The sequence below is a fragment of the Gardnerella sp. DNF01205 genome, assembly GCF_049244135.1.
Taxonomy (GTDB): Bacteria; Actinomycetota; Actinomycetes; order Actinomycetales; family Bifidobacteriaceae; genus Bifidobacterium; species Bifidobacterium leopoldii.
This window is the reverse complement of record NZ_CP058378.1, coordinates 639,092-664,187: the sequence shown is the minus strand read 5'-3', so window position 1 is coordinate 664,187 and position 25,096 is coordinate 639,092. Positions and strand designations below refer to the sequence as shown.

Here is a 25,096-nt window from a genome sequence, read left to right as displayed (position 1 = left end):
TTTAACGTTTAGTTTTTCATGTATTACTACGGTTATCACTGCTTTGCTTTTCAGTCATTTCAATTCTCGATTAGGTAATTTTCCAGTTCTCAAAGCGACAGTAACAAACTCAACCTCTTGCAAGCACTTCTCGCAAAGTTCATAACCTTCATTGAAGTTCACTCTTGACCTAAATGTGCTAGCAATGAATTCGCATGGTGAGGTGATCCTTTCAACTACACCGCACCGTTCGCACTCAGCATACACATTCCCATCCTTAATCGGAATAAACATTCCATGATCTTTCTCATTTCCCATGACGCTAACATCTTCGAAATCATCAAATTTTACATAGAGCATATACGGCTTCCTCCTTTATCGGTATGTCTATATACGCTCTAATTCCAACTTATATCAAGTTTTATTGCTTCTTTTTTGATCTATATGTCTGCTACTTCGCAATAGCTTTCCCATTAAGACAGTGCACCATGTAATGCGCAAATCCATCGTTTTTACAATTTACCTTCTTCTTATCTGAAACCTCGGTGACACCATTCTCACAATCTACTTCAAGGCTTGCATCCTTGGTGATTGTTCCTTCTAAAATACTCATGCCATTTAACGTATCAAGCGTACAAACATGAGTTACTTCTACGTTTGTTGCTGAAGCCAACCCATTATAACATTTAAGAAAGACATCATCCGCCTTCAAATTAACAACTTCTACCTTGCCATTGTTCACTTCTACATAAAGCTTACCAATCTCAATATCCGTGATGAGCACTTGATTAGAATCAGATTCAACCTCACAAAATTCAATCAGTCTTTCGAAGGACAGTCTTAAGCGAGATCACTGTGACACCAATAACAAAAGAGGTAAAACCAATTCTAATAGCAAGTGTGCCATCCCATATTAAGGCAACCAGCATCGCGATTAAGGCAACCGTCAAGCCGAACATCGCTACTTCACGGCAAAAACGAACGAGCTTGTCCATTATCCTTAAACACCTCCTCGTGCACATACTAATAATCAGGTTTCATTTTACCTTTTGAACTATATTTTACCACCTCACAACCTGGGTGCAAAGTGGCGAATCGACTTGCATGAGCGATTAAAACATAATTCGCGAATGCACTTCGATTCGCTGAGCTTGCTCAAAGTTGAAAGCACAGTGTGCTTTCAACGCAAGCGAAGTACGTTAACATCCTGTGCACTCGACCCTAGAGCGTTGACATGTTCCCTCATACAGCCAAACTTGAATTTATATATCTACTGTTTTAATAAGTTTGATTGCCCTTGATGATACTAACTCGTCTTGGCTCATTTCCAAAAGGCTCTTTTTATCTACCCACTTATAATTAACCGTTTCTCCTTTTTGAAGAGCAATTGCATTTTTCTTACAATCGGTTACGCATAGATATTCAACATAAAGAGAGTGGTAAACATCCTGCACAAATCTTCCGATCTCCATAATATTTGAAGCTTCAATACCTGTTTCTTCTTTTAATTCTCTTACTGCACATTCTAATGGTGTTTCATATTGCAATGCAGAACCACCTGCTGTCAACTCCCACATTCCACCGAATTTCTTTTCAAAATCTCTTTGCATAATAAGGTAAGTCCCATCTATATGTTTAACAATTACTTCGCCCACCAAATGATACATGCCGTCAGGAATTGGTTCTCCTCTCACTAATGTAATATTCTTTAATTTATTAAATTCTTTATCATACGCATCCCAAATCTCAGCCATAAAACCCTCCATAAGGCCTGATTGTCAATTTCATTAAATATGAATTTTATCTTTCTCCAGTGGATACAAAGCCATTGTTCACTTCTACATAAAGCTTACCAATCTCAATATCCGTGATGAGCACTTGATTAGAATCAGATTCAACCTCGCAAACTTCCACATCATGTGGCAAACTCACAACAATTTCAGGCATACCCTGAGTAAACCACCTCAGCCAATTCGAAGCTGAAACTTTTTTAGTTTGAATAAGCCTTATAACATTTTGCGCTTCCTCAACCCTCAATATATCTTGTTCACAGTTAACAAAGCTCACACCAAAAGTATCAGCACGTTTCACCGTTAAACGAACATCTTTCGTCTCTGCGATAAACTTCTTATTATCCATTACTTACGTTAATTAGATAAATAAATACATAAATTACAATTGAACTAGTATAGAAATATTCTATTTTTCACATAATATAGTAAAAGTAGTGAATAAAGTACGAGGAGGTAATTTGTGAAGAAAAGATATATGTTGAGAAATATTTTTAAAATCAAATATAATTTCCAGAATATTGTTTTAATCGTTTTCATTGGACTATTAGCAGGTTTCTTATCAGGATTGTTCGGTGTAGGTGGAGGAATGGTGATAGTTCCTGCATTAACTGTTTTTATGAAATTTGATCAGCGTCATGCTACTGCTACTTCTCTTGTTGCCATAATTATAACGTCGCTTTGTGGAAGCATTGTTTACGGTTTAAACGGCAAAGTGTCATTTTTATCAGCATTTTTTCTAATAATAGGTTCAGTTTTCGGATCACAAATTGGGGTATATTTTTCACATATTTTGCCTAAAAAAATATTTCCTTGGTGTTTTATACTTTTTGTATTACTAGTTATATGTTCTAGTCAAATTTGGATTCCGTTAAGAAATGTAGATTTTAATGTTAGTTTTTTAAAAGCTATATGTCTTATATTTATAGGCGTTGTTTCTGGTATTTTTTCAGGTATTTTAGGCGTTGGTGGCGGAGGAATTATAGTGCCATGCGTGCAACTTTTGCTCGGCATGGGAGACCTTATGGCAAGAGGAACTGCTTTGCTTGTCATGCTTCCTACAGCTATAAGTGGTAGTATTGCTAATGCTCGTTACCATTATACTCATTTTACTGAAGGAATTATTATCGGTATTTTTGCGACATTTACTGTAAACTTAGGCGCAATAATTGCGCGCAGTATTTCACCTTTTATATGCAATATATTGTTTTGTATTTTTTTGTTCAGCGTATGCTTACAAATGATATTAAAAACAGGTATTTTAGCTAAGAATAAGCGTTAAATATGTAAAGTCTTTGACTTTTATTTATTTGAAAAAATAGTTTTGAATATAAAAAGTGGGGCTTAGATTTAAGCCCCACGATATAGGAGAATGTTATAAAGTAACTTTTTACAATTATGCCATTTGAGTAACATCTCTTTTTGCTTGTATAAATTTTATTATCATGTTTTTTGCGTAATAAATAATTATGCAAACTATACTGTATATCCTCACTTCACAGGGTGGGTGCAAAGTGGCGAATCGACTTGCATGGGCGCTTTGACAGAGCTTGAAATTGCATAACGCATTTCAAGCTCCTTCAAAGCGTGATTTGGCATGTAAAGTCCAGTGGACTTTACATGCCAAATCAGCCGAACGGCTACTAATAGCCGTGAGGAATAACATAATTCGCGAATGCACTTCGATTCGCTGAGCTTGCTCAAAGTTGAAAGCACAGTGTGCTTTCAACGCAAGCGAAGCACGTTAACATCCTGTGCACTCGACCCTAAAGCGTTGATATCTTCCCTCAAACAGCCAAAACACGCTCAAAAACCACAAGAACTCAGCCTAAAGCCGCCACTCACTAAACCTTTCAACGATAGCCCTCGCTAAGCCCTGCTACACAAGGACTAAAATGCACCCACCTAATCAGCCTCCTGCATCTTATAGCACGGTGAAGCGCCGTGACGGTGGGAAGCACCACTTATTTTTCTCGTTTGAGTTTGAACATAAAAATAGCAGATAAAGGGAAGGAAATGAATTTACACCAAAGTTAGGACTTGACCTATGAAATAATTAATAGTTCCATTTTCAATCAATATATAGAGACCGAGTCCAATAAACACGACAGGTACAATTACTTTTTCGTACTTTTCCACAGTCTCTCCGATAGCAGAAATTGAGGCGAGATTTTGAGATAATTTGCATAGAATCAAAATCCCTAACGCAAATATTACTAAACTTATACTAATCTCAATCAAACTCTTTCCTGTAAAATAAGGGATATAAATTCCTAAATTATCTCCACCCATTGCCACTGTTAAACTTGTAAATGCTAAGATTTTTGATCCATTTCCGGTAATTTTCCCCTCGATATCTTCTTCATCAATATCTTCATCCACAAAAATTGCTCTTATACCAAGACCTAGCGGAATTAGACCAAGGAGTCCGATAATCCAATCTTGTGGAATAAAATTTAAAAAGTAAGCGGCAATAAGACTAGCCAGTACAAGCAGTCCTGTACCTAAATACTGCCCTACATAAATTGATTTCAAACCTTTCTTTCCTTGACTAGCGAATAAAATAGTCAAAACAACTAAGTAGTCAATGGATGTAGAAACAAAAACTAATAAAGCGGATACTATTGTTTCCATTATTCCTCCTTTCAAAATGTTAAATTTTTTAGACAAGGGGGTACAAAGTGGGTGCACTTTTTAACGTTAACATCCTGTGCACCCGACCCTAGAGCGTTGACATCTTCCCTCATACAGCCAAACTGCGCTCTTAGAAGATTATGACAAGAAGAATGTGTTTGATATTGAAGAATATATAAAGAGAAAAGGCAAGGTTAAGCTTAATAGAAATACTGTAATTACAAGATTAAACGAGTAAACACTAGGTATGTCTTATCGACATGTTCGTATGCAGAAACATATCCATGAACCTTTTAACAATTATCTCTGCCTATCGTTAAAAGGTTTCAAGCAAATAAACTTAGAGTTCTCACACTCCTAGATATTTAATATATATTTGACACGGATTCCACTCATCCCATAAAGTTGGAAAACATTCCAATTCTTTATATCCCATCGCGATATAAAAATGATTTGTAATATCATATTCTTTGTAGTGTCCCATCTGAACAGTTTTTACCTGTGAGTATGTGTAACCCATCTTCCTTGCCATAGCTTCGTATGCTTTGTTAAGTACCGAGCCAACTCCCATTCTATGGAATTTCTTTTTTATACCCATCACAAAAATCTCTGCACAATCCTTGCTGGTTGCGTTTAACACAATAAACCCAACAAGTTTATCATTAATATAACAAGCAAGAAAAGGCTTTTCCTGTGAATCTTGAATATATTCTTCTGTACTTTCTGGCATTCCAAACCATTCTTGAAGATCATACAATACTTCTCTAGATACAGATTCCTTTTCTAGTTTATTCTCAATTTCTTTTACTTTTATATTCAATCCAGTCCTCCACAAACTCTAATTTATTCTTGTCATCAATACTAGAGCCTCCGCCGTCGAATCTTTCCAATCGAAGCTTCCTATTCGGTCGCTTCTCTTGGAGATTCTTGACATGAGACCTACCTCTGCTTCGCATCGATTAGCTTTGCTAATCGCGCGATAGCAGGGTTAGAGTTTCAACGTTGATTGACATTCCCCACTCCACAAGGTGGGTGCAAAGTGGGTGCACTTTTTAACGTTATCCATCTTGTGCACTCGACCCCAGAGCGTCGACATGTTCCCTCATACAGCAAAATCGCACTCAAAAACCACGAGAACGCAGCTTAAAGCTGCTTCGCATTAAACCTTTTAACGATAACCCTCGCTAAACACTGCTACACAAGGGCAAATTTGCACCCACCTAATCAGCCCTAGACATCAATACGACAGTCTCGACGTGGATTGAGAGAACAAGTAGTATAGCTACACTTTTTTGAGTGCACACTATGGATATTGGGTGCACTTTTTAACGATAGAAAAAGCTATCGTTAAAAGGTTTAAGATTGGCTTAATAGCTTGATTTTTGAGCATAAAAACAAAAAACAGCCTAGAGAGGATTCCCCCCTAGGCTGAGTTTTGTAACATTTCAAATGCTCACATTCTTTTGGCTTTTACGATGCCCTTTGAACATCAACACTAATCTCTGATTTAAAAGTTACGCTGAACCTGTCCTCGTAAACTTTTATTTTCTTGATGTACTTTCTTACCAGCTTCTCATCATACTCACTAATATCGTGACGCTCACTTTTCAGAAAATCTTCCATTTCTCTGATTCGTCTTTTAGCATCTTCTTGACCTGCTTTTTCTATAAGAAGCTGCTGTTTCTTACCCTTCAGTTCATCAATCTCGTTGGCAGTTTTCGTGTAGTCTTTTTTAGCTTTAAGCAAGGTTAGTAGTATCGCTTGTTTGTCTGCAATTTTTTTATCAACCGTTTCAAGCTCACTTAAGTTGTTGCCCGCGATAATTTCTCTAATATTGTTATTCAACGTATCCAATACTTCATCCGATATACTAAACACCTTGTTTATGGCTTTCACTGTGGCAGATTGCAGTTCGTTCTCTTGTACTGTCGGAGCATCGCAAGCACTAGGACCGTTTTCCACTCTGGTGCAACAACGCCAGACAACAGAATGCACTCCTCGGTTGTTCCAAGCAATTCTTCTGTAAACATCACCGCATTTAGCACAAACACATAGGCTGGATAAAGCGTACTTACTGGAATAAACTCTCCTTTTTTTGTTCTCCTCACCGCTAAACATGTTGGCTCGTCTTACCATTTCTTCTTGAACTTTAAAGAAAATATCTCTTGGAATAATAGGCGTGTGGCTATCTTTTACATAATATTGTGGTTCTGTTCCATCATTTTTTATACGAACATGGTTGATAAAATCTGTTGTGATGGTTTTTTGTAAAAGAGCATCACCAATATATTTTTCATTTTGCAAGATGGTTTTAATATTAGACAAGTGCCATTTTAAATGCCCGGCACCGTTTTTAATACTGTCTTTTTCAAGGCCCTCCGCTATGTCTCTAAGGCTTGCTCCTTCTAAATATTCTCTATAGATTCTTCTTACGACTTTTGCTTCCTGTTCAAGAATTACAAGATTCCCTTCATCGTCTTTTGTGTATCCTAAAAACCAGTTATGGTTGATTTGCACTTTGCCTTCCTGGTAGCGAAACTTAAGTCCAAGCTTCACATTCTGAGAAAGCGACGCGGATTCCTGTTGAGCTAAAGAAGCCATGATAGTAAGCAATAGTTCTCCGCTTGCTTCCATGGTGTTGATGTTTTCTTTTTCAAAAATGATCGGAATGTTTTTGTCTTTCAACTGTCTAACAAACTTTAAACAGTCGATAGTGTTTCTCGCAAAACGGCTAATCGACTTAGTGATAACCATGTCTACTTTGCCACTCATGCAATCGTGGATCATGTCGTTGAAACCGACACGTTTTTTCGTGCTGGTTCCTGAAATACCGTCATCAGCGTAAATGCCGGCAAACTCCCAGAGAGGATTTCTTGAAATATAATCCGTATAATGCTGAACTTGCGTGTCATAACTTGTTGCCTGTTCTTCACTGTCAGTACTGACACGACAATACGCTACTACTCTTAACTTCGGCTTATCTTTATGCTTATCTACCGTATTCCCCGCTATTTTTCTTGGTGGAATAATTGTAACGTTGGCACTCATTTTACACCTCCTTGATTTGACTGTACGCGTATGCTGCTTGCCGATAAGGATCATCGTATTTCTTTTCTACCTTTTCTAACTGGTAGCTTGCAATAAGCCGAATTTCCTTTATTGGCTTAGGCTCTTTATAACGATGATTCCTGATAGCATTCTCATGCCTTATTTGTTGCACTTGTCTAAACATATCCTCATCGATAATCTGAGGATAAAACTCTGTTCCTAAATACAATTTCTTGCTAAGAATTTTGCCCGTGACTGGCCAAGCCCTTTTTATACCTGATTTTTTAGCAGCTTGAGAAATATTTTTAAATTCAAGATAGAAACGAAAAAACTCTCTTACTTCTTGAGCTTTTACTTCATCTATAACCGCTTTACCGTCTACTATTCTGTAACCATACGGGATGCGTGCCATGTTTCTTTCACCTCTTCTTCTAATTCCAATCCGCATTTCAAAATAAAAAGAAATCTTGTTCTGCTTTTTACCACTATGCCGTCTACAAAATCCAGAAAATCCTCATCCTTAAACTCGCTAAATACTTCTGTGACGCTTACGAACCGTTGAAGTTTTTGCGCCTCGTTTAAGTGCGTTAAGTTACCGTTTAAACTGTTAGAAAGCTGAAGTTTTTCCTTAAGACAAGTATCCATTTCCGTTTTAAGCTGATTACTTTCCAGATAGTAGGAATCCATCTCAATGTAACCACCGGCGAAAAGCTTACTGAGTACTTGCTCTTGTTCTTGCAATTTAGCTATTTTTTCTTCGAGTTCGATAACTTTGTTCAAACCGTCTTTACTATTCACGTTTCTTAAGCTTTTTATGAAAGGCGTTAATATTTGAGCGTATGTTGCTTTGAGCTTGTTAAGCATTTGAAGAAAAGCTAATTTAACATACTCCTCTTTTACAGCTTTCATAGGGCAGCATTTAATTTCACGTATATGCTTGGTACAACACCAAACAACATAGGCTCCATCTTTTTTATACCGGTCGTGTTTCTTTAACCTACTATGGCAATTACCGCAGTAAAGTTTCCCTGAAAACACATATCTAGCAAGGTATTTATTACTACCGCCGGTAATATTTAGTTTTAATTTTCTCTTCTGTCTCAGCTCATGCACAAGATTAAAAGTTTCATGGCTGATGATAGCCTCGTGATGGTTTTCAATAACATACTGTTTTTTCTCGCCACAGTTTTTATGGCGGTTAAAATTATCGTCTGTAAATGTCTTTTGAAAAATCACATCCCCTGTGTATGTTTTATTGTTCAAAATAGCGTTCACGGTAGTCGAAGACCATTTAGCTCCTCTTTTCGCAGGAATCTTTTTAGCAGTCAGCTCATTAGCTATCACATGCCCGCCTTTACCTAAAAGTGCCATACTAAAGATGTCTTTTATAACCTCAGCTTCCTTTGGAACGATAATCATTTTCCCGTTCTCGTTTTTATAGCCATACGATGGGGAAGAAATGATATAGCTTCCGTTTTCGAACCTTTTTGAATTGACCACATGCTGTTTTCTGAGATAGATCTTGACTCGCTTTGTGCGATGGAACTTAAGATAGAAAGCATAAGCTCCGAACTCATATGCTCGGTATCAATGTTTTCTTTCTCAAAATACAAATAAATACCAAGACCGGTAAGTTTTCTAACTATTTCAAGACAGTCAACCGTGTTTCTTGCAAGCCTACTAATAGACTTTGTAATAACCCTGTCTATCTGACCACTCTCACAGTCCTTAAGCAGTTGTTTAAGACTTTCACGCTTATCGATTTTCGTGCCGCTAATACCCTCGTCAAAGTAAAGCCCCGCATACTCCCAGCAGGGATTAGACTTAATATAGTTTTCGTAATGCTCCTTTTGCACTTCTAGACTGAGAAGCTGTTCATCACTGTCGGTAGAAACTCTCGCATACGCTGCAACCCGTATTTTGCTAAGAGAATTATCCGGCTGTTTGGCTTCCAGTTTTGTTATCATTTTCATCGTCTCACCTCACTTTCTTACAGTCATATACATCACTCTAAAAGCAGTGTTTATCAAGCTTTTAACCCAATAATTCCTTGTAAAACGGGTGAAATTTTTCCCTGTTAAGACGGCTTATTTCCCCTTTTTCTTGCTCGTTGATAAGCCCTTTTTTAAAGAGTGAAGCGGTAAGTTTTTCGGCTATTTCAAAACGAAAATCCGCCTGCATACTCTCTTTTGTCCAAGCCCTCGCTTTAACATCCGTTAGCCCGTGAGCATCATTACTTATTTGCATGATGCTCACCTCCAAAACGATGTTCTATATAGCAGGCGTGGCAGCAGTATTTTCTGGTTTTATTACCGTAAGAGATAAAAGAATTTTTGCAGTTAAGACAAGTGCACTCATAGTTTGCCTGTCTTTTTACCAACTGTGTATGCTTGTTCCACCACGTGTTTCTACACGCATCAGAGCAGAAACGTTTAACTTTTCTTCCTTTGTTTTGTTTGATTGGTTTTGAACAAGATTCACATAATTCCGTCTGTGTTTTCGTAGACTGGATTACGCCCAGGCTGTTACGTTTGCAGTAGCTTTTAATCGTATTAACGGAAATATCCATTCGCTTTGCAATCTGCGTATAGCTAAGGCCTTCATCTCTTAGCAATTTGACCTTGCGTTGTTCTTCCATATTCATAAAAAGGCCACCTCCTATGAGGTAGCCTTGGGAAAGAATAAAATCTGACGGTTTTTTAATCTTTTTTGTAAAACTCGCACTCGTAGCCGTCAGCTCGTAAAAGAAGCCCTTCTGCCCAAGGTGGTGTTCTTCCCATGAGTTCACACACGCTTTGAACACTCACGCTTTTATCGGTTTCGATAATGGCTTCATCATGCACGTGAGCGACGATGCGATATTCTTTCAGCGTTTGCATGGCGTAAAGTAGAATGTCACGAGCTATAGCTTGCGTAATGTTTTCCACGAATTTAGGCCCGTAGCTTTCCAGCCGCTCCCATTTTTTAGTAGTTCCCACACCCTCATAGGTGACTGATTTGCCACCGTACTTGTTTTCTTCCACACGCGGTTTTACATAGTAAAGGCATCTTTTCGAAGGCAGTTTGATGATAAGAAACCCACTTTTGTAAGTGAACACGATATTGTGTGTTCGAACAGATGCGTGTTCGTGTACGCACTGTTTTACCGCTCTGTCCACATCCCACCACAGTGTTGTCACCATCGGGTTAGATGATCTCCACGCGTCAACAAGAGGTTGAAGCTCCTCTTCGGTAAGACCCATGTCGAGTGCTCCCATGGCTTTTAACGCTCCAACAGAGCCGCCGTATCCAAGAGCGAGTTCCGCTATCTTACCTTTCTGCCGCAGGTGCCCGTTTACTCCGTGTTTTTCAACAGGTACGCCAAACATTTGAGAGGCTGACGAGCAGTAGATGTCTTTACCTTCCGCGAATACTCGCATACGCCATTTTTCACCTGCAAGCCAGGCAAGGACTCTCGCTTCGATTGCTGAAAAGTCTGCGACAATAAACTTAAATCCCGTGCGTGGGATAAAAGAGGTGCGGATAAGCTGGGATAAGGTATCCGGAATATCCTCATAAAGCATTTCCAAAGCTTCAACATTTCCTTGTTTAACAAGACTTCTAGCCTCAGCTAGATCAGGCAGATGGTTTTGTGGTAGGTTTTGTAATTGCACGAGCCTTCCTGCGAATCTTCCTGTTCGATTTGCACCATAGAAGCGAAACATGCCACGCTCCCGGTCATCCATGCAGGCAGCGTTTTTCATCGCCGTATACTTTTTCACCGATGATTTGGCAAGCTGCTGTCGAAGCTGTAAAACTTCCGCCAACTCTTTACCCACTGTTTTAAGCTCTTTAGCGACTTCTTTTTTACCAAGCGACTCCATTTCAAGACCATGCTCTTTAAGCCAGGAGCGCATTTGTAACACGGAGTTCGGGTTTTCTAAACCGGTAATATGCTTAAGCTCACTCATGAGATGCGTTTTCACCTCCTGGTCGAGTTTTATGGCTGATTTAACGAAAAGAGGATCTATTTCTATCCCACGGTCGTTTATGGTTTGGTCGAGATAAAACTCCTGCCATAAAAAGTCTGGCACGGGAAAGCGTGAGAGTTTTTCTTGAATACTCATCTCAACTTCCACATCACGCTTGTTATACGATTTAAACAGCTCCCACTTTTCCTTATCGTGAAAATACTTGTTTCTTGTTCTTCCACCGTTTACTTTCGTAGGATTACACGGTAGGCAGAAATATTTAATAAGATTCTTACCCTCAGTGAGTTTCTGCTTATCAAGCCCCAATACTGCTCCCACGCTTTCCAAAGACATGGGAAGTCCCAGTGTGGCTGACCAGATCATTGTGCAATGCCAGGATCTTGGGTTTAAAAACAAGCTTTCACTTTTCACTGTCTGACTAGGGTTAACATTGATGCCTTTATCTCGCAGGTAGCGTGATAAGCAGACTCTTTCAAACTGAGCGTTAAACGCCCACTTGGTTACTGTTTCATCTGTTAAAGCGGAAAGCACAACCTCGGGTATGGTTTCACCTTGTGCTAAATCAACGACCTGAACCTCACTACCGTCCACACTGTAGCCAAAGAGCAGTATCTCAAAATCATCCGATTCTGCGTACTTGTACACACCACATTTTTTAAGGTCAACGGAGGAAAACGTTTCTAAATCTATACTCAAATTTTCCAAATTACATCACCTCCAAGTTAATAAAAGAGGTGACAGAAAACCTGCCACCTCCTTGGCTTTCTTACTTTCTGTTCAGCATGTTTTTGACTTCGATATAAAGACTGACAAGTTTTCTTACCACGAAATCAAGAAGCAATACGCCAGCAAATATTCCAACAAACCAGCTAATCATCTTCATATGCTCCTTATGCTAGAAAGTCATCATCTTCTAAGGTCGTAAAATCATCGGTTGCGAGGCTACGTCCGCCGAGTGGCTCACCGTCTCGAATTTTTTGAATATTGCCAAGACCGCAAGCAACACCCTTATTACCGTTAGAGTTAAAAGCGTAGAAGTTGATGGAAACTCTCGCATAGCAGCCTGAATACACTTCACTGCGGTCCATGATTGGTTTTACCTGCTTGTCTACAATCTGCGGAGGAGTAGTAGAGTTTGCGTTAATGAAATAGTGTCCTTTATACGCTTCATCATCACGCTCAATGTCACCGTCCCTGAGCGGGAGTTTAATTGCTTGCTTGTTTGGTTTTTTACCGCCGAACTTGCCGACACCTTCCTCAATCGCAGCATCAATAGCTTTCTCAATAGCGTTTACTGTTTCAACATCATCTTTAGGGATAAGCAGTGAAACACTGTATTTTTCAGGGCCGCCGTTAATAGACTTTGGCTCCCAACCGTTGAAATAGGAAAGACGCGTGTTTTTACCGGTGATAACCTTCGTGTTATTTAATTTAGACATAGTACTAATTCTCCTTTTTGAATTCGTTATTTGCGTTTGAAACATTGACTTTTGCCCGCTTATCCGAGTCCGGTACGAGCGTAAGTTTTCCGGACGGTTTTATAATGAGGTCGCCCAGAATATCCTCAAATTTTTTCTTGCCCATCAGCTTTTGCATTTCTGTTAAACCGATAAGACTAGTTTTGAAAATGTCGGTAAAGCCTGCGGCTTTCGCTTTCTCAATAACCGCTGTCTCATCCTTAAACTTACGAACTGAACGTCCTTCTACGAGTTTGAAACCGCTCCACTCTTTACCGTGGTTTATAGCGGAATCTGTGGCGTACGCTAAAACGTCATCAGCCCACTTTGTTAACTGTGGGATAAGCGTGAGTATTTCTTCAATTTCACTATCTGTTAAAACAGATGGCGGTTTAAACTCAAGTTCTGCGAGTTTAAGGTTTTCTTCCGCTCGTTTACGGCATACTGCTTTTGCTCTGCAAAACCTGCACCAGTCTCCGGCTTCAAATTCGCCTTCGCCTTTGTTAGCAAGCTCTGCTTTTGGTTTAAGCACTTTTTCAGCCCAAGAGATAAGATCCGTGACAGGTAGTGTGAAAGTGGATACGTTGTCACGTCTTGGCTGAAAAATACTCATCTCAACGCTTTGTATCTCGTACAAGCTGTCGAAAAGCGTTAAAGCTCCAAGAGCGTAGCATTTCATCTGCGGATTCTCGTAAGCGTCCACCAGCACGCCTTGACCGTACTTAAAGTCGATAACCTGCAGCGTTTTTTCGCCTACAATAATGCAGTCCGCTGTACCAAACCCGTCCGGCACGTAAGCTGAAAAATCAACCTTCTGCTCGATGAGAAGAATAGGATCAGCACAAGCATGCTTTGCCTGTTCGTATTTTTCCATTACGAAATCCACGTAAGCATCCGAGCATTCCTGCATCTCGTTTGAGTCATACTCTGTTGACGGTTTTTCGCACGGACGGTTAAGAAGCTTATTTAGCTTGTACTCACACCACGCGTGTGCCGCCGTTCCTTCCTCAGCTGCCACAGAAGTAGTGTTTTCAAACTTTTCTTCTAAAACAGCACTCGGAGTACACTTAATCCACCTGTGAGCAGAAGATGGGGAAAGTAAAGCATGCTTAGTCACCTTTAATTCCCTCCGCTTCATGCAACAGGCTCGCATACTCGCTTTCAGGGATATCCGAGAGCTTTTGCGCACCATGTTTTACGATGAGTTTCTTCACCTCAGCTGTCTTTCCCAGCTGGCTAAGTTTTGCTAAAACCGCTCGCACATCCTCCAAACTCACCTTTTTAGTTTCAGGCGTTTGTTTTGGTAATGTCTTATGTGTTGTTTCACCCGTGATCTCTTTCAGGTGACCAATCAGTGATTCAAGATCGCCAATTATCTTTTTTACCGTGTTTTCGTTCATTCTTATTCACCTTTCTTGTTTTGAACCACAACCTCATCGATCCTGTTACTTGGAATAAAGACCATAATGTCTTCTTTCTTTCCAAGGAAGAATCGGATGATTTTTTCTCTCAGCCCGATAGGTTTACAACTTGCAAGCCCATCTTCTTTAGGCTTTTTTGAAACACTTACGACAAGTTTTTGTTTCATGTGCCGCCTCCTTTCTAAAAGGACTTTGTGCCCTTCTATGGGGTAGCCTTGGGAAAGGTGATAATCTGACGGTTTTTCTAAAAAAAGTTTTCAAAAATAAAAAAAGCCCGAGGATTGCTCCAATGTAGGAACAAGCCTCGGGCTTTACATGTTTCAAACTGTTTTACAAGAGTTCGTTTACTCGTTTTTGTACCGTATCATAATCGTATCCAGCTTGAGTTAGACGCTGTTTTCGTGTGTTGCCGTTACCCCAAGTGCCTCGGATTACTTCACATGCAAGCTCATCAACCGACTTTCTATAGGCTTTAACACCAAGAAGTTCATTAACCTTATTTTGCACGCTTGCATAATCGTATCCGGCAGAAGTTAAACGGTTTTTACGCTCATTTCCGTTACCCCAATCACCGTTAATAACTTCTCTTGCCACTTCATCAATGCTTGATGTTTGAGGAGCAGTGTAAGAGCCACCATTTCTATATCCGTTTAACCCAGCGTTTTTTATCACGCTTGGATAATCAACGTAAGCATAATCCATGTCAACTCTGCCGGCTATTCCATCCACACTGCCACTTGACGAGTATTGCCAAAGACCATACGAACCCTCATAGCTACAGTGCGTGTTCCACTGTGCGATCCACAAAGCGTAACGGTCTCTAATATGAGCGGACACAAGGTTATTAGCTACTGAAAGCGAAGTGTAAAAACCTGCATAATACCCGTAAGTTTCAAGCTTATTACAAAAACTTGTAATCAGCGAATCGCAGAAAGCTCGTCCACGGTTAAGCTGGCTTTTTTCTTCTAAATCAAAGTAAATAGGATACTCAAAACTCTTACCTGAGAGTATGTTCACGCAGCTTTGAGCTTCCTCAGCCGCCTCACCTGCAGAGCTTGCGTACGAATACCAGTAAGCTCCAACATCAAGACCGGCTGTTTTTGCTTTACGATAGTTTTCCTCAAACCACTTGTCTTTGTGTCCGATACCGTATCCTGCTCGAATGATCACAAACTCAACACCGGATGCTTTCACCGCGTTGAAATCAATGTCACCCTGCCATACTGATACGTCTATTCCTTTTTTACTCATGAGTATTGTCCTTTCTGTCTTTGTCGTGTAATTGTTCTAAAACGTTTTTTAATTTCTCAGGCACGGGAAGCCCCAGGTGAGCCGCGTTTTCGATGAGTGAAAGTCCTTCGTTAGATAGGTAGAAGAAAATTACCGCGGTTCTAATCACGCTTCCTTGCTTAATAACCTGAAAATCTATAATGTTTGCTATGCCAACAAGCATAAAAATGAGCACCTTTCTGAAGATGCCCTTAAAACCCACGCTGCTTGAAAGCTTTTTATCAATCGCCGCACACATCACGCCTGTGATGTAATCAGTTACCACAAATAAAAGAAGTGCGAGGATTAAACCATCGCACCCGCCTAAAAAGTATCCCAGCCAGCCGCCTACTACTGTGAAAGCCAGCTGTAGTGTATTCCAAAATTCTTTCATTCTACCGCCTCCTTAATAAGATCAGTTACATCTTCTACCTGCATAAATGTAATAATTACCGGTATTTCGTTTGAAGGTTTATCCCCATAACAGTAAATCCTCCAATCACTGCCGATTGCCATAGTTAGTTTGCAAACCTCCTTAATATCTCCCGTGCCATAAAACCTCATAGACGGAAGTCTTTCAAAGTCGATTTTTATATCAAGTGCTACATTCTGTTCCTGTGCATTGTTGGGGTACTGTTCTTTATGTGGCTTGTAATATTTTTCGTAAAAAAAGCCATACACATAACCATCTAGTACTTCCTGCCAAGAATCAGGTGTAATAACCCATTTGAACTGCTTAGGGAGCTTAGGCATGTCCTGATGTATCAGCAGCTTTGTTACAAAATCCACGTATTCACGGTTAACGATTTCTTTTCCTCTGGTGTCCGGTATATAGGTTGGTGTTTGAACAGTCGGTTTTCCCGTAAAAGCAGGACTGTCCAGTGTGGCAAATTTTCCTTTCAATTTTTCTATCAGCCTAAACAAACCTTCTTTGCCTAAAAACTTATCTGCCATAAGCTTCACCTACACAAACAGTGCATCAATTTCTTCATTGCTGATACTTTTAACATCTTCTTTTTTCACATAGTCGCTTAAATCAACTGATGTTGTACCGATTTTTTCAAACCTGTCGTTTACATAAATGTATTCATCATACGCATCGTTTTCGCCCTTGTTATCGCTTATAAGATAGATTGTTGCCTTATCACCTGTCTGAGGCAGGCTATCAACCACCTTAAAATCAATTGATTGAATGTTGCCGACAAGATGCTTTACCTCTTCAGTAAGGTCTGTCTTTTTCACATAATTCGCTGCGTCTTCCAGCTGTTCTACTTTTGTCGGTAATGCGCTTGTTTTCGCATACGCGTCAATGCCTTGAAGATTTTCTACGTTTGTCACAATGTCGGTTTTCTTCGCGTATTCTGACGCATCTGTCAGGTTTTCCACCTTGGTTGGTACTGAAGATACTTGTGCATAGTTTGCCGCATCGCTTAAATCCGTGACTTTCTTCGGCACGGTTTCCAAGGCTTTTGTCAGCTCTTCTTTTTTCACAAAGCTTTCCTTGATTTTCTTCCAAACGTATAAAAGTCCGTTGTTGTCTAAAAATTTGGTTTGCATAATAATTTCCTTCCTTATTTAAGTAGTTCTTCGAGTTCGATATTGCTGATAGAGCAAAGTCCCAGCTCTAAAAGCGTTTTATTGCCTATAAGCTTTACTTGGTTAATTTTCGGCAGGTTAGTAAGCCTGTTGTAATCTGTTGTTTCTTCGTCTGTTACTTTTATGATGCTTTCAAAAGATGCGCTCATATCTGTATTGTGTTTAAAACTTGCCTGTAGTTCTGCCATTAAATCTCACCGTCCTTTACTATTTCTTCAGCTGTTGTTCGTATCAGATTTGAAGCGATAGCCGTGTTGTCGGGAAACTTGGCTCTGATTTGAATCGTGACAATACCGTCTTGAAACAAAAGTGTTTCTTTCTGCGTGAGATTGACTGTTACAAGTGTCTTTTTAACACTCACATCCTCTAAGCTTTTTTCTAAAACAACTTTTCCGTTTTGCTTATAGCTAACAAAAAGGACAGATGCGTTTTCTAAATCCACATCTGTCCTGAACACGTTTGTAGGTGTTGTTCCTCTATACATAAGGCTTTCCTCCTTATGGTTTTTCTTCTTTTTCTGCTTTAAGTTTTAGGATTTCCTCGTTTAGTTTTTCTAACTGTTCTTCGTAATACTTTGTGTTTTCCTCACTAAAAGCAACATGTTCCATCGTGTTTTCAGCTATCACTGCTGAGCGTATGTCAGCTAAAATTGATGCGATTATCCCTTCAACCATGTAGGTCGGGATAGGGATACTTTTTTGCAAAGACACTATCTCATCGCTTAACTTCGCTCTAAACTTTTGTGTAGCTATCGCATAGTTAATGGTCGGCTTTTCCATCTTCCACCTCCTTTTCTTCGATTAGAATGTCAAGTTTGTGATTGATGTCTTCTATCATCTTTGCGTACTTACTGTTGCTGATAAACTGCTCTAGTTCCATACTCTCATCAACAGTTTTAGCGACTTTTATGTCACTGTTTTTAGTACCTTTGTTTATCACAACCTCGTTTGTGTTAATAATAAGTTCTGCCATATTCATCTCCTTAGCTGTAGAAAGTCAGGTCCATGAGGATACCGTTTTTAAATACCATGCGCCCGTTTTCACCCCATCTTCTTACTTTGCCGTACTCATCCACATCAAGCACCTGCACATAATGAATGGTTGCTGTAGTTCCAAATCCTTCTTCCCACTGCGGTTTTATAACCTTGAAACCGTGGGCATAAAAGTTGCAGCCTAAATGCAAGCCATACTCGTCATACATACCGTTTGAGCGTGAAAAACAAAGCATGGTGTTCAGCTCGTCATGATTTGATGATTTTTGTTGTGCGAAAGCCATGTATTGACCCTCGTAACTCAAATCAAACTCAAGACCCTTACACTCTTCAACGTAACGTTTGTGATTCGTGCCGATCATGCCGACATATGAGCCTTCACGATAGAAACGGTTACCGCTTTCATCAAAGACTGCACGCTTGTGATACTGGTCAATCGACCCGTTGTAAAGACCTATTTGTCCTGCAGTGATTTGAACATAGTTGCTTGACTCGTTAAATCCAATCAGAAAACTGTTGTAGTTTTGCCGCATAAACGAACCGAACTCACCCTTTTTCACCATGGAAGTAATCGAGTCTTCAACAATAGAAACTTTAGATATAGCTCTGTCAGCTGTTTCTTTAGCAGCCTGAATGTCTTTATCACTAACTCTAACCCAGTCAAACTCCAGGTAGCTGTCAAGACTCTCATTTGACGTATACCGCCATAGTTTTCTCGTATTATCCTGATACGGATCATGCTCTGACTCAGGATAATTGCTGCCTGACAGTTCTATTATGTTTCCGGCATCGTTAGGTAAAACCGCTAAACTATCTTCAACTTCTTTTCTTGAACTGCTTTTTCTTATCGCATCAATCTTAAAACCGTAATAATCATGGCTTGAGCCATCGCTTCTAAAATAAAGCCAAAACGTATCACTTGGTACAAAGATGCTTTTACCTGCTATGTCCGCACCGCCGAGTTTCGGTAAAACGTGAATCTTACCCTCAGACTCATAGAAAACTTCCACCCAATCATAGTTTGCGCTTTCCGTACGGCAATTACTGTTAAACTTGATCTCTAAGCAGTCTCTTTTAACCCGATACCTGTAGGCGTAGCCTGTTTGAGTGTCGAAGAAAAAATCTCCCACGTGGTTTAACTTCTCACTTCTGCTTGTCCAAGAGTTAGCCGGAGCATTAGAAGAGTAGGGAGTATACGTGCCGTAATAGTTGCCGTTTTTCTGCTCCAGTTTTTGATTAACTGTTTCAACACTTGATTCAATCTTTCGATCCGTTACAGAAAACTTGGTGTTAACCTCGTTTATCGTATAGTAGCTTTTAAGTTTCTCATCACTATCAGAAATGGCTTCCTGTTTTGCGTTACTAATCTGCTTTTCCACCTGCGAAGTGTAAGAAACTGAAAGTTTCTCAGCATCAATCGAATGTCCGATAATCCTGTCACCATACACCATGCCGTCAAGAGTCATCGCGGTATTGTAAGGTCCTGCAAAACCGTTATGGCTTCCGCCAATCCCGTTCATATTAACCTGTAATACTTTTGTAGCAGTATTCTTATCAGGCGTATCCATGTAAAGGTCTCTTAGCCACCTGCCTGAATCATCATATTCTGTTACCTTGTAACCGCCTGAGGTGATGTTCATCTGTGCTTTAATATTGTTGATTTCACTTTGCACACGCTCGTTATCTATTTTTCTTGTTGCAAGGCTTTCTTCACGCAGGCTTTGCACAGAATTATGTGAGCTTTGCACGTAGCTTCGTCTGGTTTGACTGCCCAGGACGACTTTCATCTCACCGGGTTTTTGCAATGGAATAGACTGTCTCATAACGGGAAATACCCGATCCATGCCAAAAGGCGATGCTATGCACCTAACTCTGTCTCCACACTCAATAGTTTCAAAATCAAGGTCAAACTCTGATAAGTCAACCGCGCTTAAGTTAAGCTCTGTCTGTTCGAACTGATTATCTTTAAGCCAAAGAGAGGCTTTACGTAACAGATTTTCAGGAACAGCGACATCATCCCATCTAACGACTTTACAAACCCAACCAAACGCGCTCTTTGCCTGAGTGGAAACAAGATAATTTTTCCCATTATTAACGCTTGTAATATCCGTGTATTTTTTAAGAACCTCGTTTTTGCTGTTTTCACTTTCCAGTTCTTTACCTAAAGGGATAAGTGCTGTAGTAACATCTTCTGCCGATAAGTTTTCAGTATAATCAAGCATATTAAGACCAAACTCAACCGGCTGTTTCGCCATTTTACCCATTTCTTCCAAGCGAAGATAATCAAGGTACATCCCGTCTTTTTCTCGTCTTAGTTTTAAGTATCCGCCCAGCTTATCAACCATTTTTCCCATAATCGCTTCAAGCGTTGTTTCAAAATTGGTGAACCTGTACAGGGAATTATTGGGATCTGTCACGCTGACTTTTCCGATATGAATCTTCTTCCTGTCATCCACCTGCTCGTTATGAATGTTTAGGAATTTTTCCAACAGTTGGTAAGGTGTGTGATCATGGTATTCTCTCTGCGGCTGAATACTGTCTGCAAGATACGTTAAAAGACCTACGCACACTACTTTCTTGTTTTGATTTAAGTCTTTCTCCTGTTCTCTTACCTCTCCGGTAAAAATTTCTTTCTCATCGCGATACACGCTCACTACTGATTTTCTGTTAAAAAACTTCTCATAGCAGGGATTTTCTTTCGGGCAGGTAAACACGAGCGTGCCTGCAGTGTTAAGCTCCACGTTAAGCGTCGCGTCAAGAAGAACATTCTTAGTGTCGCCCAGATAATACAAGGCTGTTTCATCAAGAGTTATTCTGTACAATTTATAACCACCCCCTTAGGTAGGAAATATCAAGCGTGCCTGTGCCTTGAAACGTAAGCGTCATATTATTTTCGCGTGTTCTAAGTTCAGGGAAACGAGATATGCCTTGTTTTAGACTGTAGGTTTTTCCGTTAAAATCAACACTTAGTGTATTTAGTGTTTTATTAGTAAATTCAGGTATAAGCGTCATATCAAAATCACGGGTAAGCCTGATTTCTTTTTTGTCTTTAACCTGCACGTTTTTTAACGTGTACACGCCACCTGTTTTAATGTCTAAAACACTGTGCTTATAAGGATTTAGCCTGTAGTTAAGCGTAATCGTTTCATAGTTTTTATCCGATTTAAAATCACTTACCCACACTCGACCCTGATAGTAAAAGGAAGATTCGGCGTCCAGCACAAGTGTTGTTTTAAGCCCGTGAACATCGCGTTTAAGCCTCTCGTAAGCTTTCTGCCACACGCCTTTATCTGCGACAATGAACTCAAAACTGCCTTCACGCATTTCGTATAAAACTTCACCTGCTAAACTTTCCGTAAGATCAAAACTTCCCAATCTTCCCGGCACTTCCAGATAGCTAAACCTTGGGGATGGTAGATTAACATGTGGCTTAAGTGTTGGAACTAAGCCTAAATCCTTAAAACTATGCAACCCGTTTATTGTCATGCCATACACTTTTACCACCCCCTTGTTTTTCTTGTTTGAAGCTTAAAAAGCTCACTGTCCATCTTGTTTGCAATACCGCCCACAAGCTCGCCTGAGTCAAGCACAATACTCTGGTTGGAAAACTGTGGGAAATACGAGTCCATAATCGCTAGAATCTGGTTCATAACACTAAGCATTTGCGTGTTTGCTCCCGCGCTCATATTCTGCAAAGCATCAAGCCCCATAATCACCTCAGGCCCTTTTTCGCCGCCGCCAAGCAAATGCCCATTTTTCTCACCGAAGATAGTCGCCCCGTTTAACAGCATCGGCTTATCCATTGCCTTCTTATACCAGTCGATAGCAAGATACGGTACAGACGGTGGTGCGAGTGAGAAGTGTCCTCTAATACTAAAATGAGGAAGCTTAATATGAGGAAGACTAAGTCTAATACCTGCAAAAAAGCCTGTTATAGCGTCAACTACTGCCTTAACCTTGTTTTTCGCCGCTTCAATCGGAGTGATGATAGCGTTTTTAATACCATTCCAAATTGATACGGCCGTGTTTTTAATACCGTTAAAAACGTTGCCTACAACCCCTGCCACCGCGTTAAACACCGTAGAAACCGTATTTTTAACCGTGTTTACCACGTTGGTTATAACACTGCACATTCCATTCCATATCGTTTCAGCCACCGATTTTATACTGTTAAAAACAGAGGTTACAACACTTAAAATCGCATTGAACACGCTCGTAAACACACTGCTTATAGTGTTTAGCACGCTTGTTATAAACGACATAATCGTGTTCATAACACTTGTTATTACACTGTTTATGGCTTCAAGCACGCTACTTACCGTGGTTTTAATCGCATCCCATGCGCCTATAATCACGTCTTTACAGTTTTCCCAAATAAACCTAAACGGTAGTGTGATAAGCGAAAAATAGCCTTTTATAAGCTCTACGATAAACATGAGAGCTACCGTGAGCACGTTTTTAATCGTATCCCACACGCCGGTAAAAACCTGAACTAAGCCTTGCCACACGTTTTGGAAAAACTCCGAGATGTTTTGCCAAATACTGCTCACACTCTGGCAAACACCCTGCCACAGGTTTTTAAACCATTCGCTTATAGCACCCCAGTTTTTAATAATCGCAATAATCGCCACAACCGCGGCAATAATCGCCGCAATAATACCGATAATAGGAAGAAGTGAAACGTTTAACGCTCCAAACCCTACAGCCGCTGTTCCTGCTGCTGTCCCTGCCGCCGCTGTTCCTGCAGCACTTGCTCCTCCTGCCACACCTACCGCAGTAGTGGCTGTGGCTGTTCCTCCAAGAAGTCCGATAAGACCTCCCAGAGCAGAAGTGATTGCTCCAACAGCACTAATAATTTTCCCGATCACAATGAGCACAGGACCGACTGTTGCAGCAATAAGCGTGATTTTTACTATCGCATCCTTCATTCCCGGAGACAATCCGTTCCAAGCTTCACTTAAAGATTTCATACAGGAAGCGAACTTTTCAAGCATAGGCTGTAAAACCGTTGCAAGAGAACTGCCAAGATCTGCTCCCACGATTTTCAGACTATTCATCGAAGTCTTAAACTTATCTATCGGATCAAGCGTTTCGTTAAACGTTTTCTCCACGCTGCCAGCATTATCTTTAAGGGAAGTACCAAGCTCAGCAAAAGACAGCGAACCGTTTTTACACGCCTGATAAATAGCCGCGCCTGCACGCTTACCAAACAGCTCATAAGCTACTTTTAAACCTTCAGTGTCGCTTTTCGCATTCACCATACTGTTTTGAATATCTTCTAAAGCCTGTTTCATAGGCGTGCCTTTAGCAGTAGCAGCAGCTAGTGCTTTAGTTAGAGCAGTCATAACCTGTGACGTGTCAGCACCCGACATTTCAACATTGCCTAAGAAATTAGCGGCATCCGATGCGCTAAACCCAAGCTGCTGTAAGGAGGCACTGTTAGTCACCATGGTTTTAGCAAGCGTATCCATGCTGACACCGGTACGCTGACCTACAGCGTTCATCGTATCAAGTAAAGCTCCGGCGTCTTGTGCTTTAAGCCCAAAAGCAGCCACAACTTTCTGCGTGTTATCAACAGCCGTGGAAACGTCCATGTTGTTAATTTGAGCAAATTTAATAAACCTGCCTGACAGGTCTTCAAGGCTTTTACCTGTTAAACCGAATCGGGTGTTCACCTCGCCGATAGCAGCACCAGCGGTTTGAAAATCAGTAGGAATACTGGTAGCAAGATTTTTCATGCTATCTTGCATACCCTCCAGTGCTTTTCCTGTTGCGCCTGTTTTAGTAACAATTGTGTCCATGCCGGCATCAACTTCGTTAAACGCGGCTAAAGACGCAGCTCCAAGCCCCACAATCGGTGCGGTAACATGCGTGGATAGGCTTGTGCCGACTTGGGCTGTTTTCTCACCGACACTTTTAATTTTATCCCCGGTTTCTTTCATGGAAACTGCTAATGCTGAAGGGACTTTCTTTGCCTGCTGTTCTAAATTTTTAAGATTCTGCTCGGTTTCAATAATCTCACGCTGCAGCGCATCATACTTGTCTTTACCGAGATCCCCGTTTTCAAGCTGTACTTTAGCTTGCTTATCCGCCTGTTTTAAAGCGTTAAGTTTCTCGGAAGTGTTTGCTATTTCCTGCTGCAACAACTGCTGTTTTTGTGCTAAAAGTTTAGCGTTGGACGGATCGAGTTTTAACAGCCTGTTTACGTCACGAAGCTGAGCTTGCGTGGATCGGATAGTCGTATTCACGTCTTTTAACGCCTTATCCAAGCCTGTCGTATCTCCACCGATTTCAACGGTAATACCTTTAATCCTGTTTGCCATAACTTCACCTCCTTTTCTCTTAATTTAGGAATAAAAAAATTCAGGTATTTTAACGCCTTGCATAAGAATGCTTGGCTCTCGTCTAGAACCTGTCGAATTCTGCCTGGCTTGCGAGCCTATCGTATTTCACACTATCGTTTGCTTTCTCCGTCCACATGTCTAAAATCATGCCGATAGTTAAAAGATCCAGCTCACGAATACTTATCCCAATCTCTGTGCATCTAAGAAGAAATAACGCGGTTGTCATTTCTCTTGTAGTTGACGTAAGTTTTTTTTAGATTGAACCTGTGTTTGTAAATTCGCACCCCAAAGCTCCAAAATTTCAGGCAGCACCTCGTAGATAGAAAACATTTCAAACTCATCGAGCCATTTTTCAATCGTTTCAGGAATCGTGTTATCCGCATGGTAGGCCATGATATAAGCTACGTTTTCAAAAATCTCCAGATCATCAATCTCAAACCCGGTGCTTTTAGTCTTATACGATTTTTCGAGTTTAGAAAGATCCTGAAAAATATCACGCTTGAATTTGATACGATACAGTCTTGGAATAGTGGCGGAAGAACGAAACTTCACGTCTTTGCCACCGATTTTTACTGTTTTTTCAATCATATTCACC

At 40.3% G+C, this 25,096-nt stretch carries 29 protein-coding genes and 3 pseudogenes; 3 read left to right on the top strand and 29 right to left on the bottom strand.

Annotated features, from left to right (window positions below; genetic code table 11):
• Window positions 1-54 precede the first annotated feature (54 nt).
• From HXT47_RS02945 to HXT47_RS02935, 3 genes and pseudogenes are all read right to left on the bottom strand, one after another.
• Complete coding sequence (locus HXT47_RS02945; RefSeq protein ID WP_004114737.1) at window positions 55-339, bottom strand: hypothetical protein; 285 nt, start codon at window positions 337-339, stop codon at window positions 55-57.
• 91 nt (window positions 340-430) lie between these two features.
• A pseudogene (locus HXT47_RS02940) lies at window positions 431-799 on the bottom strand (hypothetical protein); the annotation flags it as partial.
• The gene (locus HXT47_RS02935) at window positions 795-974 is read right to left on the bottom strand and encodes a hypothetical protein (RefSeq protein WP_004104935.1); all 180 of its coding nucleotides are present in this window, start codon (window positions 972-974) and stop codon (window positions 795-797) included. The pseudogene HXT47_RS02940 and the gene HXT47_RS02935, both read right to left, overlap by 5 nt.
• A 105-nt stretch (window positions 975-1,079) precedes the next feature.
• Between HXT47_RS02935 and HXT47_RS02930 the strand changes: the two genes are divergently transcribed.
• Window positions 1,080-1,280 carry a hypothetical protein gene (locus tag HXT47_RS02930; RefSeq protein WP_080550918.1) on the top strand — a complete coding sequence of 67 codons (201 nt, stop codon included), beginning with the start codon at window positions 1,080-1,082 and terminating at the stop codon, window positions 1,278-1,280.
• Here HXT47_RS02930 and HXT47_RS02925 read toward each other — a convergent pair.
• The gene (locus HXT47_RS02925) at window positions 1,242-1,733 is read right to left on the bottom strand and encodes an NUDIX hydrolase (RefSeq protein ID WP_004573943.1); all 492 of its coding nucleotides are present in this window, start codon (window positions 1,731-1,733) and stop codon (window positions 1,242-1,244) included. The two genes, HXT47_RS02930 and HXT47_RS02925, sit on opposite strands and share 39 nt — an antisense overlap.
• A 46-nt stretch (window positions 1,734-1,779) precedes the next feature.
• On the bottom strand, window positions 1,780-2,118 hold the full coding sequence (locus tag HXT47_RS02920; protein ID WP_004573940.1) for a hypothetical protein: 339 nt from the start codon (window positions 2,116-2,118) through the stop codon (window positions 1,780-1,782).
• 129 nt (window positions 2,119-2,247) lie between these two features.
• Between HXT47_RS02920 and HXT47_RS02915 the strand changes: the two genes are divergently transcribed.
• Complete coding sequence (locus tag HXT47_RS02915) at window positions 2,248-3,051, top strand: sulfite exporter TauE/SafE family protein (protein ID WP_421789387.1); 804 nt, start codon at window positions 2,248-2,250, stop codon at window positions 3,049-3,051.
• Between the two features lie 740 nt (window positions 3,052-3,791).
• Here HXT47_RS02915 and HXT47_RS02910 read toward each other — a convergent pair.
• Window positions 3,792-4,403 (bottom strand): CadD family cadmium resistance transporter, encoded by a 612-nt coding sequence (locus HXT47_RS02910; RefSeq protein ID WP_297643873.1) that lies wholly within the window; start codon window positions 4,401-4,403, stop codon window positions 3,792-3,794.
• Window positions 4,404-4,530: 127 nt separating this feature from the next.
• Here HXT47_RS02910 and HXT47_RS02905 point away from each other — a divergent pair.
• Window positions 4,531-4,641: pseudogene (locus HXT47_RS02905) on the top strand (conjugal transfer protein TraG); the annotation flags it as partial.
• Window positions 4,642-4,752: 111 nt separating this feature from the next.
• Here HXT47_RS02905 and HXT47_RS02900 read toward each other — a convergent pair.
• From HXT47_RS02900 to HXT47_RS02790, 23 genes and pseudogenes are all read right to left on the bottom strand, one after another.
• A complete protein-coding gene (locus HXT47_RS02900; protein WP_004111719.1) occupies window positions 4,753-5,223 on the bottom strand; it encodes a GNAT family N-acetyltransferase in 471 nt (156 codons plus the stop codon).
• 650 nt (window positions 5,224-5,873) lie between these two features.
• Window positions 5,874-7,451, bottom strand: coding sequence for a recombinase family protein (locus HXT47_RS02895; protein ID WP_421789327.1), 1,578 nt, complete (start codon window positions 7,449-7,451; stop codon window positions 5,874-5,876).
• Window position 7,452: 1 nt separating this feature from the next.
• Complete coding sequence (locus tag HXT47_RS02890) at window positions 7,453-7,863, bottom strand: DNA recombinase (RefSeq protein WP_421789325.1); 411 nt, start codon at window positions 7,861-7,863, stop codon at window positions 7,453-7,455.
• Window positions 7,833-9,424 (bottom strand): annotated as a pseudogene (locus tag HXT47_RS02885) (recombinase family protein). Before HXT47_RS02885 ends, HXT47_RS02890 begins: the two are co-directional and overlap by 31 nt.
• Before the next feature lie 61 nt (window positions 9,425-9,485).
• Window positions 9,486-9,698 (bottom strand): SHOCT domain-containing protein, encoded by a 213-nt coding sequence (locus HXT47_RS02880; protein WP_421789323.1) that lies wholly within the window; start codon window positions 9,696-9,698, stop codon window positions 9,486-9,488.
• Window positions 9,685-10,095, bottom strand: a complete 411-nt coding sequence (locus HXT47_RS02875; RefSeq protein WP_421789321.1) for a sigma factor-like helix-turn-helix DNA-binding protein — start codon at window positions 10,093-10,095, stop codon at window positions 9,685-9,687. Before HXT47_RS02875 ends, HXT47_RS02880 begins: the two co-directional genes overlap by 14 nt.
• A gap of 55 nt (window positions 10,096-10,150) precedes the next feature.
• Window positions 10,151-12,127 (bottom strand): DNA polymerase, encoded by a 1,977-nt coding sequence (locus tag HXT47_RS02870; RefSeq protein ID WP_421789319.1) that lies wholly within the window; start codon window positions 12,125-12,127, stop codon window positions 10,151-10,153.
• Between the two features lie 185 nt (window positions 12,128-12,312).
• Entirely contained in the window at window positions 12,313-12,861 is a 549-nt protein-coding gene (locus HXT47_RS02865) for a DUF2815 family protein (protein ID WP_116439716.1), read from the bottom strand.
• A gap of 4 nt (window positions 12,862-12,865) precedes the next feature.
• Window positions 12,866-13,996, bottom strand: coding sequence for a DUF2800 domain-containing protein (locus HXT47_RS02860; protein WP_421789317.1), 1,131 nt, complete (start codon window positions 13,994-13,996; stop codon window positions 12,866-12,868).
• The gene (locus HXT47_RS02855) at window positions 13,989-14,279 is read right to left on the bottom strand and encodes a hypothetical protein (RefSeq protein ID WP_116439714.1); all 291 of its coding nucleotides are present in this window, start codon (window positions 14,277-14,279) and stop codon (window positions 13,989-13,991) included. The genes HXT47_RS02860 and HXT47_RS02855 overlap by 8 nt, the downstream gene beginning before the upstream one ends.
• 2 nt (window positions 14,280-14,281) lie before the next feature.
• A complete protein-coding gene (locus tag HXT47_RS02850; RefSeq protein WP_020757758.1) occupies window positions 14,282-14,467 on the bottom strand; it encodes a hypothetical protein in 186 nt (61 codons plus the stop codon).
• Window positions 14,468-14,630: 163 nt separating this feature from the next.
• The gene (locus HXT47_RS02845; protein ID WP_421789314.1) at window positions 14,631-15,551 is read right to left on the bottom strand and encodes a GH25 family lysozyme; all 921 of its coding nucleotides are present in this window, start codon (window positions 15,549-15,551) and stop codon (window positions 14,631-14,633) included.
• Window positions 15,544-15,963 (bottom strand): phage holin family protein, encoded by a 420-nt coding sequence (locus HXT47_RS02840; protein ID WP_064340487.1) that lies wholly within the window; start codon window positions 15,961-15,963, stop codon window positions 15,544-15,546. The genes HXT47_RS02845 and HXT47_RS02840 overlap by 8 nt, the downstream gene beginning before the upstream one ends.
• On the bottom strand, window positions 15,960-16,523 hold the full coding sequence (locus HXT47_RS02835) for a hypothetical protein (protein WP_421789312.1): 564 nt from the start codon (window positions 16,521-16,523) through the stop codon (window positions 15,960-15,962). The genes HXT47_RS02840 and HXT47_RS02835 overlap by 4 nt, the downstream gene beginning before the upstream one ends.
• 9 nt (window positions 16,524-16,532) lie before the next feature.
• Window positions 16,533-17,126 (bottom strand): hypothetical protein, encoded by a 594-nt coding sequence (locus HXT47_RS02830; protein ID WP_020757762.1) that lies wholly within the window; start codon window positions 17,124-17,126, stop codon window positions 16,533-16,535.
• Window positions 17,127-17,140: 14 nt separating this feature from the next.
• The gene (locus tag HXT47_RS02825; RefSeq protein WP_421789310.1) at window positions 17,141-17,353 is read right to left on the bottom strand and encodes a hypothetical protein; all 213 of its coding nucleotides are present in this window, start codon (window positions 17,351-17,353) and stop codon (window positions 17,141-17,143) included.
• Window positions 17,353-17,649: a hypothetical protein gene (locus tag HXT47_RS02820; protein WP_020757764.1), complete on the bottom strand. Its 297-nt coding sequence runs from the start codon at window positions 17,647-17,649 to the stop codon at window positions 17,353-17,355. Before HXT47_RS02820 ends, HXT47_RS02825 begins: the two co-directional genes overlap by 1 nt.
• A 13-nt stretch (window positions 17,650-17,662) precedes the next feature.
• Window positions 17,663-17,944 carry a hypothetical protein gene (locus HXT47_RS02815; protein WP_020757765.1) on the bottom strand — a complete coding sequence of 94 codons (282 nt, stop codon included), beginning with the start codon at window positions 17,942-17,944 and terminating at the stop codon, window positions 17,663-17,665.
• Entirely contained in the window at window positions 17,925-18,137 is a 213-nt protein-coding gene (locus HXT47_RS02810; protein WP_415702146.1) for a hypothetical protein, read from the bottom strand. Before HXT47_RS02810 ends, HXT47_RS02815 begins: the two co-directional genes overlap by 20 nt.
• A 10-nt stretch (window positions 18,138-18,147) precedes the next feature.
• Complete coding sequence (locus HXT47_RS02805; RefSeq protein WP_421789308.1) at window positions 18,148-20,979, bottom strand: phage tail protein; 2,832 nt, start codon at window positions 20,977-20,979, stop codon at window positions 18,148-18,150.
• 1 nt (window position 20,980) lies between these two features.
• Window positions 20,981-21,643, bottom strand: a complete 663-nt coding sequence (locus HXT47_RS02800; RefSeq protein ID WP_415702150.1) for a hypothetical protein — start codon at window positions 21,641-21,643, stop codon at window positions 20,981-20,983.
• A gap of 11 nt (window positions 21,644-21,654) precedes the next feature.
• Window positions 21,655-24,480 carry a phage tail tape measure protein gene (locus HXT47_RS02795; RefSeq protein WP_421789306.1) on the bottom strand — a complete coding sequence of 942 codons (2,826 nt, stop codon included), beginning with the start codon at window positions 24,478-24,480 and terminating at the stop codon, window positions 21,655-21,657.
• 243 nt (window positions 24,481-24,723) lie between these two features.
• Window positions 24,724-25,089, bottom strand: coding sequence for a hypothetical protein (locus HXT47_RS02790; protein ID WP_421789304.1), 366 nt, complete (start codon window positions 25,087-25,089; stop codon window positions 24,724-24,726).
• Window positions 25,090-25,096 lie beyond the last annotated feature (7 nt).